This is a genomic window from Pseudoalteromonas luteoviolacea, assembly GCF_000814765.1.
Classification (GTDB): domain Bacteria; phylum Pseudomonadota; class Gammaproteobacteria; order Enterobacterales; family Alteromonadaceae; genus Pseudoalteromonas; species Pseudoalteromonas luteoviolacea_H.
Map to the genome: position 1 here is coordinate 314,280 of NZ_JWIC01000003.1, position 13,839 is coordinate 328,118.

General features: G+C 42.7%; 9 protein-coding genes. 7 read left to right on the plus strand and 2 right to left on the minus strand.

The genetic code is table 11. The features are described from left to right. Positions 1-12 precede the first annotated feature (12 nt). The 5 genes from JF50_RS02695 to JF50_RS02715 all read left to right on the plus strand — a co-directional run bounded on the left by JF50_RS02695 (position 13) and on the right by JF50_RS02715 (position 7,704). Positions 13-525 carry a DUF2141 domain-containing protein gene (locus tag JF50_RS02695; protein WP_039607956.1) on the plus strand — a complete coding sequence of 171 codons (513 nt, stop codon included), beginning with the start codon at positions 13-15 and terminating at the stop codon, positions 523-525. Positions 526-1,672: 1,147 nt separating this feature from the next. Beyond that, positions 1,673-2,896 carry an aspartyl protease family protein gene (locus tag JF50_RS02700; RefSeq protein ID WP_039607957.1) on the plus strand — a complete coding sequence of 408 codons (1,224 nt, stop codon included), beginning with the start codon at positions 1,673-1,675 and terminating at the stop codon, positions 2,894-2,896. Between the two features lie 264 nt (positions 2,897-3,160). Then, positions 3,161-6,163, plus strand: a complete 3,003-nt coding sequence (locus tag JF50_RS02705; protein ID WP_052262098.1) for an FAD-binding and (Fe-S)-binding domain-containing protein — start codon at positions 3,161-3,163, stop codon at positions 6,161-6,163. A gap of 184 nt (positions 6,164-6,347) precedes the next feature. Next, positions 6,348-6,965: a DsbA family protein gene (locus JF50_RS02710; protein WP_039607958.1), complete on the plus strand. Its 618-nt coding sequence runs from the start codon at positions 6,348-6,350 to the stop codon at positions 6,963-6,965. A 331-nt stretch (positions 6,966-7,296) separates the two neighbouring features. Beyond that, positions 7,297-7,704, plus strand: coding sequence for an ASCH domain-containing protein (locus tag JF50_RS02715; protein ID WP_039607959.1), 408 nt, complete (start codon positions 7,297-7,299; stop codon positions 7,702-7,704). 41 nt (positions 7,705-7,745) lie between these two features. On the opposite strand, the gene JF50_RS02720 is transcribed toward JF50_RS02715, so the two are convergent. Beyond that, a complete protein-coding gene (locus JF50_RS02720; protein ID WP_039607960.1) occupies positions 7,746-8,915 on the minus strand; it encodes a MerR family transcriptional regulator in 1,170 nt (389 codons plus the stop codon). 170 nt (positions 8,916-9,085) lie between these two features. Next, positions 9,086-12,457 (minus strand): methyl-accepting chemotaxis protein, encoded by a 3,372-nt coding sequence (locus JF50_RS25905; protein ID WP_052262099.1) that lies wholly within the window; start codon positions 12,455-12,457, stop codon positions 9,086-9,088. A 311-nt stretch (positions 12,458-12,768) separates the two neighbouring features. On the opposite strand from JF50_RS25905, the gene JF50_RS02730 reads away from it, so the two are divergent. After that, entirely contained in the window at positions 12,769-13,233 is a 465-nt protein-coding gene (locus tag JF50_RS02730; RefSeq protein WP_052262100.1) for a GNAT family N-acetyltransferase, read from the plus strand. After that, positions 13,234-13,827 carry a Crp/Fnr family transcriptional regulator gene (locus tag JF50_RS02735; RefSeq protein WP_039607961.1) on the plus strand — a complete coding sequence of 198 codons (594 nt, stop codon included), beginning with the start codon at positions 13,234-13,236 and terminating at the stop codon, positions 13,825-13,827. The last annotated feature ends 12 nt before the right edge of the window (positions 13,828-13,839 follow it).

The window sequence follows — 13,839 nt, forward strand, 5'->3', positions numbered from 1 at the left end:
AAGGTATTTTATATGAAAAAGGTATTGTTATCGTCATTGGCGCTTACGGTGTTAGCGGCTTGCTCGTCTACCTCTAATATGAGCGTGAATGAAGTAAAAGGTGCGCCGACTGAGGTCCGTATTGTGGTGAATCAGGTGGCAAGTACTGAAGGGCAGTTGTTAGTGTATTTGCATGACAACGCGGACTCTTACTACAGCGATGATAACTACAGCGCAACGAGCATCAAGTACTTTCACCGTATGGTGGTTACGCCAAGCATTCCGGCAACAGAAGTGGTGCTAGAAGGTATTCCAGCAGGTAAATACGCCATCAGTGTGGTGCATGACAAAGACAGTGATGGCACGCTTGATCGCATGGTATTCCCATTTATTGGCATGCCAAGTGAGCCATATGGGTTATCTAATGACGCATATAGCACGTTATCTAAAGGAAACTTCGAGGATGCACTGGTTGATATTGCAAAGCAAACGCAGCCAATTCAAATAAACCTAGCGACGCACTTGTCAAAAACCTTTGGCGGTTAAGTATAGGTAGTTGATGCTTATATTAACTATTTATGTAACGCTTTATAGTCATTTAATTTAAATTACTAGATCCCGAGCTTGCCTCGGGATCTATGCATTGGTCAAGAGTAACTTGGATCCTGAATCGAGTTCAGGACGACGGGTTTGGTTAATTGTCAACGCAGTTGGGGTGACGCATAGGCAATTTACACTACGATAAATCTTTTCAATTAATCTCACATCACTCTTGTCATCCCGTGCTTGCCTCGGGGTTTATGCATTGGTCAGAGTGACATGGATCCTGAATCGAGTTCAGGACGACGGGTTTGGTTAACCGTTAACGCAGTTGGGAACTCATAGGCTATTTACACCACGATAAATCTTTTAAATTAATTTCACATCATTTTTGTCATCCCGAGCTTGCCTCGGGATCTACGCATTGGTCAAGAGTAACTTGGATCCTGAATCGAGTTCAGGACGACGAGTTTAGTTAATCGTCAACGCGGTTTGGTTAATGGTGCGCTCTGTTGGATTATGCTTGGGTTATTTACAGCATGATAAACCATTTTAACTTTGCATTACCCTCGTCATCCCGAGCTTGCCTAGGGATCTATGCATTGGTCAGAATGACATGGATCCTGAATCGAGTTCAGGACGACGGGTTTGGTTAACCGTTAACGCAGTTGGGAACTCATAGGCTATTTACACTACGATAAATCTTTTAAATTAATTTCACATCATTCTTGTCATCCCGAGCTTGCCTCGGGGTTTATGCATTGGTCAGAGTGACTTGGATCCTGAATCGAGTTCAGGACGACGGGTTTGGTTAACTGTCAACGCAGTTGGGGTGACGCATAGGCAATTTACACTACGATAAATCTTTTCAATTAATCTCACATCACCCTCGTCATCCCGAGCTTGCCTCGGGATCTATGCATTGGTCAAGAATGACATGGATCCTGAATCGAGTTCAGGACGACGGGTTTGGTTAATCGTTAGCGCGGTTAGAATGATTCATAGGCTATTTACACTACGATAAATCTTTTCAATTAATCTCACATCACTCTTGTCATCCCGAGCTTGCCTCATGTAATAATTGAATTTGACGTTTTCTTCACAAACTCTTCTGTACTGTAGTGACTTTCAAAAACACAAAAGGGAATGATTGATGAAGCTTCTTATTTTACTTTTGGGCACTCTGGTCCTAAGTGGCTGTAGTGTCGTTAATTACCTTCGACTCAAATATGAGAACGACCACCTAGTGCCAAATTGGCACGTAGATAAAACGCATTCTCGGCTATCTGCTGACATTAGCGCGAAACCCTATGTTTATATGACCATTAATGGTGTCAGAGGCTTTAAAATGATGATTGATACAGGGGCATCGATTTCACTGTTGCAAGATACAAGTAAAGTCAAAGCGCTGGGTCTGAAAGAAGGGTATCCACTTGAACTCGGCGGGTGGGGAGATGGTGAAAATTCTCGGGCTTATCAAACACAAGTGAGTCAAATAAAGTTAGGCGATGTCAGTTTTGACGAAGTGAGTTTTGCATATATGCCTCTTTCACAAACCGACTACTTTTTACGTCCTGATGAGGCGGTATTTGATGGTGTACTTGGTCATGATATTTTAAAACACTTTACGTGGTATATAGACACGCAAAAAGGCAAAATCACCATTTCAAAGCTGCCTTACCAACCCACACAGGATGATGTCACGATCCCCATGCGAGTGTTCCTCAGTAAACTCTATTTTGACAGTGAAGTTGACTTGGGTAACAACCAAACATTTACGCAAGAAATTGTACTTGATACTGGCAGTCGTCATTATTTTAAACTCAACAATTATTACGTACGTGACGCGGGACTTGAGTTTAAAGGTAAAACAGTCACAGGGTCTGATTTCGGATTAAGTGGTCAAACGGTGCATCAGCGTGGCACTGTTCCTAAAGTGAAAATTGGAGATTTGACTTTAACCAATGTGAAAACCAATTTCATTGAAGGCGATGATGATGGGAAGTCAGTACTTGGCAGCTCAGCGTTATCGCATTTTAGTTATGTCATTGACTACAGTAATTTAATGCTGCACTTAAAGCCTTACCAATCAAGCAAGTTTATAGCACGGTATAATTTATTGGGCTTGGAATTGAGAAAGCTGACTGATGGTGCATTTGTGGTGCGATATGTCATGCCTGATATGGCGGCAGTGGGTTCAGGTATCAAAGTCGGTGATGAAGTAGTGAGTTTTAACGGCGTCGATGCTAAGCAGCTGTCGCAAAAAGATTGGATAACACTTTCATCTACTATTGGGGAACACACACTCTGTGTTACAAGAGGTGATACTTGCTATGAGCTTAATGCACAGCATATTGCAGGCTACAGCAATCTTTAGAGATGAGAGTGTGTCGATTAAAGTTGTATTAAAGTCAATGCTTTGACTAAAAAGATCGCTTTTTGATTAGGTTGCTAACATTCATTTAGCAAAGTTGAGTAATTCAACTACACTCAGTAAATTAGATCTCCCAACTAATTGAAAGCGGCAAGACGACAATCTTGCCGCTTTTTTATTTATTGATTTTGGCTGTCCGCGCCTTAAGTCTAGTTACGATAATTGTTAGTTATGTTATATTGTATCATTTTGTTGTGGGGCGCAAAAATGGGTCAAGATAAAAAAGCCAGTATTGATTTGGCTGATGTTGTAAAGAGGTACTTAGATGCTTTAAAAGCATCTGGCTTTGAAGGGGAAGTAGATACAAGTTATTCAACAACTTTGGTGCATTCAACAGATAACAGTATCTACCAGCAATTTCCGCAAGCGGTCATATTTGCCAAGAACAATGATGACATTCAAAAAGCCTTACTACTGTCTGAACAAGGGGAGTTTCGTCAGCTCTGCTTTGGTCCGCGTGGTGGTGGCACAGGGACTAACGGGCAGTCGCTCACCAGTGGGATAGTATTGGATTTATCGCGCCATATGCGTCAGATCTTAGAGGTTAATATCGAAGAAAAGTGGGTCAGGGTACAAGGCGGTGTGATCAAAGATCAACTTAATGACTTTTTAAGACCGTTGGGATTCTTTTTTGCGCCTGATCTGTCCACCAGCAACCGTGCAACAGTGGGCGGTATGGTCAACACCGATGCATCCGGACAAGGTTCTCTGGTGTACGGTAAAACCAGTGATCACTTATTGGCTTTAAAATGTTTTTTAGCTGATGGTTATGAGTTAGATACATACAAAATGCCAATGCAGGCAGCGCAAAAAATTGCAACTCAGGACAACCGTAAAGGGCATATCTTTCGTGATGTGATCAACAGCTGCGTAGAAAACCGTGCCACAATATTAGAGGTTTTTCCAAAATTAAATCGTTTCTTAACCGGGTATGATCTTAAAAACGTGCTCAGTGATAATATGGAAACGTTTGATCTCACTCGCATTATAGCAGGGAGTGAAGGTTCGCTTGCGGTGGTTGCAGAAGCCAAGTTGAATATCTTGCCGATTGAGCCATATAAAACGTTGGTCAATATTAATTATGATAACTTTGACTCGGCGCTAAGACATTCCCCTTTTTTGGTAAGTGCACGCTCGACCTCTGTTGAAACGGTGGACAGTAAAGTGCTGAATCTTGCCCGTGAAGATATGATCTGGCGCAGCGTCGCTGATTTTTTAGATACTCCCGCGGATATCATCTCAGATGGGTTAAATATGGTGGAGTTTAATGGCAATAATGAGTCAGACATTAACACCAAAGTCGCTGCATTAACGGATAAACTAGATGCGCTTATTGACAGTAAAACTGCGGGCGTTTTATCTTACTCTATCACCACCAATAAGACGGATATTTTAAAAATCTATGCGATGCGTAAAAAAGCCGTTGGGCTTTTAGGCAACACAAAAGGGGCGCAAAAGCCCGTTGCTTTTGTTGAAGACACCGCTGTACCCCCTGAGCATCTGGCTGATTTTATTACCGAATTTAGAGCGCTACTGGATGCACATGATTTAAGTTATGGTATGTTTGGTCATGTTGACGCTGGGGTTTTACATGTGCGCCCAGCATTAGATCTATGCGATGATAAACAGCAAGCGATGTTAAAACCCATATCGGATAAAGTGTCTGAACTGACTAAAAAATATGGCGGCTTATTTTGGGGAGAGCATGGTAAAGGGTTTCGCAGTGAATATGGTGCTGACTTTTTTGGTCCTGAGTTATTCTTAGAATTGAGAAAAATCAAAACCACATTTGATAAAAGCAATAAACTCAACCCCGGCAAAATATGTACGCCGCTTGATAATGATACCGCGCTTGCTGGTGTCAATGGGCCGCTGAGAGCACGTTACGATCAGCTTGTTCCCATTAATATTAAAACCTCGTTTCAAGACACGTTGAACTGCAACGGCAATGGGTTGTGTTTTAACTACAACGAAAACGCTCAGATGTGTCCTTCGTACAAGATCACGAAAGACAGAAGGGATTCACCTAAAGGGCGAGCCATGTTATTTAAGGAGTGGGCACGACTGCAAGCTGCGCAAGGCGTTGAACTGCCTGTGCAGCAATCTGCCTATTTTGATGCGGAAAAATTTCAAGTTGAGATTTCAGAAGCGGGAGAACTTGCCCAGTTAAACCACGAAGTAAAACGTGCCATGGATGCTTGTTTGGCTTGTAAAGCATGCTCAACAGCGTGTCCTGTTAAAGTAGATATTCCTAATTCACGGGCTTACTTTTTGCACTTTTATCATCAAAAATATGGCAGAGCGCTGAAAGATCATGTGGTCGGTAATATTGAAAAGTTGCTGCCCTTGATGTCACGTGGTGCATCACTATTAAACCCTATGATTGGGTCGAACCTTGTTAATAAGCTCAGTCAATGGCTTTTAGGCTATCAAGACTTACCGTTGCTCAGCACCCAGCAGCCTGAAGGCATTGAGTACAACTACGGTGCGTTAAGTAAGCTTAGTCAGTCGCAAAAAGACGAGCATGTTTTGGTTGTATTGGATCCGTTTACTTGGTTTTACGAAGCAGAGTTAATCACTGCAACCATTAAATTGATCGGCAAGCTGGGTAAAAAAGCCGTGCTATTGCCCTACCATGAGAATGGTAAAACTCAGCATGTAAAAGGGTTTCTTCCTGAGTTTAAAGCGACGGCCAAAGCCACCAGCGCTTTTTTACAACACGCAGCAAGCCTCAATATTCCGATGATTGGTTTAGATTCTGCCTTGGTATTTGTGTACGACGATGAATATCGTAAAGTACTGAGCGAGAATGAAAGAGGAAACTTTCACGTACTCACTATTCATGAGTGGCTTCAGCAACAGGATTTATCTGCTCTGGTATTGTCGTCGGTGGCTGAGTCAATTACCTTGCTGGCGCACTGTACTGAAGAAACCAATGCACGTGCTGCATCTGCAACTTGGAAAAATATCTTTAATACGCTGGGAGTACAGCTTGATGCACCCAATGTGGGTTGTTGTGGCATGGCCGGAACTTTTGGTCATGAGAGTAAAAATCAGGCGGCCTCTCATGGCTTGTACAATGCCTCTTGGCAATCTCATGTGCAATCATCAAAGGTGGTAGCAACAGGGTTTTCTTGTCGCAGCCAAGTAAAACGTTTTGAAGGGCGTAAACCTCAGCACCCTGTGGAGTTTATTGCTCACTATTTGTAACGTTTTCTGATTTATGAATGACTTATCTAGATGTTTTTAATGGCATCAGCTAAACGTCAGTAGCTCCATACTTTGCGCACATTGACTGTGCGCTGTATGGACGTTGTAAATTCAGTGGAAGCGTTGTTACTGTATAATCGTGTATCTTCTGGCGACAGAGTAGGACTAATGGAGTTAAGTATTGATGCGTTTTGTATATGTTATGGACCCGATGTGTGCTTGGTGTTACGGGTTTCAGCCTGAATTAGAGGCATTTTTAAGCCAACACCCAAGTGCACAGATAGAGTGGATTATGGGCGGTCTTGCGCCTGACAATACTGAGCCGATGGCGCAAAGCTTAAGAGAAACAATTGCTTCGTATTGGCATCAAATAGAACAAAGAACCCAAGTATCCTTTAACCACGATTACTGGCATCAAAACACGCCTTATCGTTCTACTTACCAAGCTTGTCGCGCGGTGATTGTGGCACAAAATATGAGGGAAAATAGCGCTGAAGCAATGTCAAAGGCGATCCAATCCGCGTATTACCAACAAGCTACTAACCCGTCATTAGATGCGACTTTGGCAGCATGCGCCGTGTCAATTGGGCTTGAAGAAGCGTCATTTTTGTGTTTACTTAATTCACCAGATACTGAAAACCAGTTGCAACAGCATTTGGTGCTTACCCGTCAATTACAAGTCAGTGGGTTCCCCGCACTGTTTTATGTGACTGAAGAAAATCAAGCTTTTGCACTGACCTTGGGATATTGCCAAGAAGAAGAATTAACAACGCGCTTCAATCAAATATTAAAAGCGCAATGACTCAGCATGTACCAGGAGTTCAGGCAACGCTTTTTTGAATTGATTCAAAAAGCAGATGGAGCGCATCTATTTTGCTGAGGAAATCTTGACCCTGAATATGCGCATAGCTGGTTTGAAAGTGTAGCGACAGCAATCAATATCGATATGATACGTGGTGTTGATGTGTCGTTTACTGATAATGTATTCTGGCAAGTGTCTAGAAAGAAAACACACAGTTACTGGGCAATACTGCCTAATTCGCTTAAGGACTTTTACGTCGGGTTTCATAACCACAAACCGGTTTAATCCCCACCATTTTTACTAAATATGCGCTTTGATAAGAAGAAAAATAATGAATTCATCCAAAATAAAGGCCAGATACCCCGATGCAGTTGCGTGTAAATTTGGCGATAGTCAGCATTTATGTGATGAACTGACTGCGCTCATTGTAAGTGGTGCCAAAGTGGCAACTTGCGATGCGTTGAGTGCTTATGAATTAGGTGAAGAAGCAATCCCCGATATTGGACAAGTGTACATTGTAGAGACTTGGCTAAATAAGCCTGTCGCAGTGATCAAAATTGTTAAAGTAGATATCACTCGGTTTGAAGATGTCGACGAAGCCTTTGCGCTTGCAGAGGGAGAAAATGCTGACTTAGCTGGCTGGCGTAAAGAACATCAGGCATATTTTGAGCGAAATGGTGGGTTTGCCTCTGATATGGAATTAGTATGTGAATATTTTGAAGTGGTTGAGATATTCTAAAGTCAATTATAAAAAAAGGCGCGTTTAGCGCCTAAATAGGGTTAGCACTTTTGTAAAATAAACATATGGTAGCCAAACTCATCGGCATACTCAGTACATATTTTCACTTCGTTTTGAATATCTTGTAGTGCTTGAGAATGTGCCATTGTAGGCTGCAGTTCTATTGTGCGCGCGCGTAAAGGTTCGTAGTAGTTTTGCCAGGCTTGTGTGCTTTGCGGGAAATGTGCAATGACTTCATATCCCAGTTCAGATATTTGCTTAAGTCTGAATTCAACAGATTGTATATCGGGATATTCTTTGGCCCAAAACCCCTGAGCTTGCGTGCTTGGTTTTGTCGTATGCCATACCATGTCACTAAACACTAATACGCCATTGGGTTTAAGCTTTGGTCGCCACTTCTTAAGTGCATTTTGCACGCCCATGATATAGGCGCTGCCTTCTGACCAAATAAGGTCGATACTGTTTTGCGCCATGTTTAGTTCTGTCATGCTTGTACAGTCCGTTTGAAGCCGATCTACAAGACCATCTTGAGTAAAACTATCAACCAATGCATCGAGTGCGCTTTGCTCATTATCGATAGCGATAATATTGGCATGAGTATGGGTTGCCAGCAACTGAGTCGCGTGGCCTTTTCCGCAACCAATATCGGCAATAATACTGGGTGTTAAGGGCACATGTGACAAAGCTTTAAGGGTGTCTTCATGACTGCCAGGTGCCCAGCGCGCAAGAGGCCCAAATACGGTCATAAAGTCAGCCATATATAATTCGTGCTCATTCATATCTTTTGATAACCATTTTAATCTAAGTGCTTCTTTTTCATTAAAGCCTTGCTGCATTAACCAACTCAGATGCGCATCGGGCGCAAGCGTGTTGAGTTCTTCGTGCCAATGACGTTGTGGCGCATCGCCCAATATTGCGGCCAATAAGTCGCGAGCTTGTTTTTTCTGCTCAATCTCGTTATTTAACGCAGAGAGTCTGTCGCGCAAACGGTGCTTTTCAATTTTTGCATCAAGGCAAGATTTACATTCTTTAATGGTAAGTCCACCTGCGAGTAGCTTTTGAATTAAGTGCACACGTTGAATGTCTTTATCACTATATATTCGATAGCCATTGGCAAGTCGTTTTCCACTGATCAGTTGCTGTTTCTCATAATAGAGTAGTGCGGTACGTGAGAGCCCAACTCGTTTGGCAAGCTCTGATATTTTGTACATAGACTTAATCTCATTAAACAAATGCGTGCCGACTTTAAAGTATAAAGTTATAGACAGGTCAAGCTTGGTTTTAAAGCGAATTAAACGTAGTGATGTGAAAAAAGAAAAAAGAAAAAAGAAAAAAGAAAAAAGAAAAAAGGGGCGAGTGCCCCTTGGTTTCATGCTATCAACTAGGACGCGAGGGTCCTCAGTCCGGTACTTCTTTGACCTATGGTAAAAAAGTCCATCGTCTTATTCATATTGTGCGCTTGGTCAGCCATCGATTGACCTGCGGCTGTGGCTTCCTCGACCAGTGCTGCATTTTGTTGTGTCATTTCATCCATTTGAGTGATTGCGCTATTAACTTGCACAATTCCGTCAGATTGCTGCTTCGAAGACTCTGCTAAGTCTTGCATCATAACGCGCACTTTTGAAGTGGCCTCTACGATTTCTAATAAGGTCTCCCCAGATTTGTTGACTAAAGATGTACCTTCTTCAACTTTGGTTTGGCTATCTCGGATTAAATCTTTTATCTCCTTGGCGGCTTCGGATGAACGTTGTGCGAGGTTTCTAACTTCACCCGCGACGACTGCAAATCCTCGGCCTTGCTCACCCGCTCTGGCCGCTTCAACAGCTGCATTGAGTGCCAATAAATTTGTTTGGAAAGCAATTTCATCTATGACACCGATGATCTCTGAAATCTCCTTACTCGAGTCACTGATCTCTTTCATTGCGGTCACTGCCATATTCACTACTTGGCCACCTTGTTCTGCTCTGCGCTCCGCATCGAGTGATAATTCATTGGCGTTTTCGGCACGTTTACTACTTTGTTTAACACCGTCAGTCATGGCATCCATACTGGCCGATGTTTCTTCGAGGCTTGAAGCTTGCTCTTCCGTTCGTTGACTTAAATCCATATTACCTTGGGCGATTTCATTGGCGCTTTGTGAAATACTGCTAGCTGAGGTGCGAATACTCGATATAATTTCGGTGAGTTTTTCTGCTGTCGTATTGGTATCTTCTTTGAGCTTGCCAAACTTACCGTGATATTCGTTATTAATGCGCTTGGTGAGGTCGCCATGAGCCAGAGAGCCCAACATTTGCATCACATCGTCTAGGGCCACTTCAACGGTGCCTAATAAGTCATTGAGGCCTTGGCTTAAGTTACCAAAGAAACCAGACTTGCCAGTGGGGTCGATTTTCTTGCTCAAGTCTCCCTGTGAAGCGGCTTGCACAATGTCGTCAATTTCTTTTTCGATATTCACTTCAGCGGTACGATCGACCCACTCAAGCACGGTGCCGATACGTTTACCGTCAACTTCAATGGGGTTAGCCGTCAATGCAAACACCTTGTCGCCTATCTGTTCTTCGCTACGGTGTGTATCGTTCAGGTTTTCAAATACGAGTTTTTGTTGCTCAGGCTCTAGGTAAAAGTCATGAATGGCAAAGCCAATTAGGTTGTTGGCTTCAAATGCGCCAACATGTCGTCGTATGTCTTGCTCGGACTCTAACATCATGGTTTGTATTGCGTTGTTAGCATATATAATATTCAGTTCAGGGTCGGCTATCATCACGTTTCCAGATACGCTATCGAGTGCATACTTGACGCGCGCATTCTCAGAAGCCACTCTAGACTTTTCACGCTCAAGTGCTAACCACTGCGTTTTGTCTTGCCACTCTATGACGGTACCAACACGTTCACCGTCTACTTTGACAGGACTGGCCACGACATTGAAAGTACGCCCTGCAATGACAAATTCACTCTGATGGCTTGTTGTGAGTCCATTAAACTCACTCAACAAGTTAGTGAAGTGAGTGAAGTAATGATCCAGTGCATTATGTTTGATATTGGTGGTGCTAAAGTCCATCAACTCTTGGGTTATGTCGCTGGCAGCCTCATTAAACATGTGCTCCAGTGCACCATTGAGGTAGATGACGTTATAGTTATCATCTGTGATCATGACCTGACCTGATGACCCGTCTAGTGCATATTTTACACGGGCGTTCTCAGATGCCACTCTTGCTTTTTCTATTTCGCTTGCTAGCCACTCGGTTTTATCTTCCCACTCATACACAAGACCAACGGTTTTTCCATCAACGATGACGGGGCTTGCGACGATATCAAACGTCCTACTGGCAATTTTTAGTTGGCTGTTATAGCTGTCGCTCAGCCCGTGGACGGCGTTTTCAATCTCTGAAAAAGTCGGTAGCGATTGGCTGAGTGAGTGGTTGAGTAATGCTTGGCTATCAAAGTGATTGTGGATGGTGCGAATCTCGTCGCTGGCTTGGTCAAACATGGTGCAAATAGCATCATTGAGATAAATAACCTGATTTTGTGTATTGGTGATCATCACACACGCACTGGCGTTATCTAGCGCACTTTTAATACGGGCATTGGCACTGGCAATGCGTTTTTCTTCACGTTCTTTTTCCCGCATCTGGCGCAAGCTATCCCGCATGGCCATCATCGACTTAAACACACCTTTGGGTGCACGTTCGTCATATTTTTCATCCAAGTCTCCCCGGGCGATAGCCAATGCAACATTTTCTAGTTCATTCGGGTCCTTGCCAAGCTGCGCCATCACATTGCGAGTCAGGAAGAACACAATGCAGCCACTGAGGAAAAGCGCAATGACAAAGGTGATCATGATGTTACTGACTGCTGATTCATTCGCCTCTTTGAGTTTTGGACCCAGTTTATCTTGGTCGGTTTTAACGGAGAGCTTTAATTCATCGACCAGTTTTGCAAATTGTGGCCCCAGCACATCTAGGGTATTGGTGACTTTATCATTACGATCCACAATGATGTCATGCACACTCAGATAAGCTTGTTTGTAGTCAGCTTCGAGTGTTCTGACTTGCGCAATTAAAGCGCGGTTTGCGACCGTATTGGTGAGTTGTTCGATTAAATCCATTTGCTGTTCAAAGGCGCTGAACTCTTGCTTTACCCTTTGGTCAGCGCTTTCGTCATTACTTTCTAAGTACTTGATCACATAGAGGCGACCTAGTAATAGGTTGCGCATGGCAACGCCTGTCAAGTAGGCGAGTTGTGTATCGTTACTTTCCGATGCACTGAACATCAGCTTGGTCAGCTCTCGCTCCATTTGCGGACCAATGACGTTCAGTTGATTCAATACTAGGTCATTGCGCTGTATTCGATAAGCTTTTATTTGGTTAAATGTCTCGTTATACGTTGCGATTTTTGTGGTGAGCTGTTTCACCATTTGCGCCCGCTCGGGCTTGTTAATTTCACGCGTAGCCTCTTTGAGCAGGGTTTCTACTTGAGTAAAGTATTCGTCGTATTGGCGAATGTCTTTATCACTGCCAGTCAACAGAAAGTCTTTTACATTCATGCGAACCATGAGCATATTTGATTGTAAAATGCCCGCGAGGTTACTATCGCGGGCTAATTCACGGTAATCTTTAAATCCGTCAGAAGCCATTTTCAAGGCAAAATAAGAAATAAAGCCAATCACGGCGAGGGTGATCATCACCGCTGAAAAGGCAGCTATCAACTTAGCGTGCAGCGTAGAAAAAATAGTGAGTTGCTTGGATTTAGCCATATTCAAATTCCCTTAGTCCGCAGATGATGCGAGAAATAGAAAAAGTCCTGACAACAAGTATAGAAGCTAAATCACAATGCGTTTTATTATTGGCAATAGAAGCGCATTTTTGCTTGAAAAATGATCCGTCTGTTCTAGGGAGTAACGGATTTGTGTTATTTAAAATTTTTAAATAACAATTGTTTGTATGTGGCTTTAGGTGTGTAGCAAACAATTTTAAAGCGCTTGGTATTTTGTCGCAGTGCTGGTATTTGGATTGAGTGTATGATATTCAATCAGTCGGATGTATTTGTTTTAGGAGCAAACAAACTGTGGACATCAATATAACAATAAGAAAAGCAACCCAGGATGAAATTCATTGGGTAAATGAGCAGTATCAACGTGTCGGGTTTAAGTTGTCAAACTTCGAGTCGGATATGATTGCCATTGCGTTAGTTGATGATCAGAAGGTGGGTGTTGGTCGAATACAAAAGATCACTGAGTTTGATGCAGAGCTGGGGGGCATGTATGTGAACCCAGGCTTTAGAGGTGTTGGACTTGCCGATAAAATAGTGACGTTTTTAGTTGAAAACGCGTTACAGTATCGCCACGTATATTGTCTGCCTTTTGCGCATCTGGCTTCGTTTTATAAAAAATTTGGTTTTGATGAAGTAAACGATGTGGAGGTACCAGACATGGTGCTCAGCAAACATCATTGGTGTAATGAAATTTACGAGCACAAGACATTATTGTTTGTAAAAAGCAACTTTACGCCAAGTCAAAGGTGTGCGGATTAAATGCAGGGGTATGACAGTGCAGCACTGTTAACGAAAGTTTTGACGCAGTTGGTGCCATTTAAAGCAAGTGAAATAGCTGCTGCTTTGGAGGTCTTTGAGTTTAAAACCTATCGCGCAAAATCACATTTGTTTAAAAGCCAAGATATGGTTCAAGACGTACATTTTTTACTCGCTGGAATTGGTCGTTATTATTACATTGATGTCAACGGGAAAGAGTTTAACAAGTCTTTAGTCAAGCAAGGCGGTGCATTCACAAGCATCGCTTCATTAATTGAGCACAGCCCTAGCCCTTTTTACGCACAAGCTTTGAGTGAGTGCCATATTGCATCGATTTCTTATCAAAACCTAGTCACGTTATCTCAGAAAAATAGTAACTGGAGTGAATTTGTAAGAAAGGTTTATGAGCGCTTAGCATTAAAAAAAGAAAAGCGAGAAGCGAGTTTTTTGCTGCTCAATGCGCAGCAAAGATATGAGCAATTTTTAATGGAGTTTGGTCAAGACAGTGAGCATATTGCTCTGAATCAGGTTGCGATGTACCTTGGTATAACAGATGTAAGCTTATCTAGAATACGTAAAAAAATGGGCTTAACATAAGTTAAGGCGTAG

Bases quoted from the DNA above. Each gene is read 5' to 3' on its own strand.
- JF50_RS02715 (WP_039607959.1), top strand. From the start codon at position 7,297: ATGAATTCATCCAAAATAAAGGCCAGATACCCCGATGCAGTTGCGTGT.
- JF50_RS02720 (WP_039607960.1), bottom strand. From the start codon at position 8,915: ATGTACAAAATATCAGAGCTTGCCAAACGAGTTGGGCTCTCACGTACC.
- JF50_RS02700 (WP_039607957.1), top strand. From the start codon at position 1,673: ATGAAGCTTCTTATTTTACTTTTGGGCACTCTGGTCCTAAGTGGCTGT.
- JF50_RS02705 (WP_052262098.1), top strand. From the start codon at position 3,161: ATGGGTCAAGATAAAAAAGCCAGTATTGATTTGGCTGATGTTGTAAAG.
- JF50_RS02735 (WP_039607961.1), top strand. From the start codon at position 13,234: ATGCAGGGGTATGACAGTGCAGCACTGTTAACGAAAGTTTTGACGCAG.
- JF50_RS02695 (WP_039607956.1), top strand. From the start codon at position 13: ATGAAAAAGGTATTGTTATCGTCATTGGCGCTTACGGTGTTAGCGGCT.
- JF50_RS02710 (WP_039607958.1), top strand. From the start codon at position 6,348: ATGCGTTTTGTATATGTTATGGACCCGATGTGTGCTTGGTGTTACGGG.
- JF50_RS25905 (WP_052262099.1), bottom strand. From the start codon at position 12,457: ATGGCTAAATCCAAGCAACTCACTATTTTTTCTACGCTGCACGCTAAG.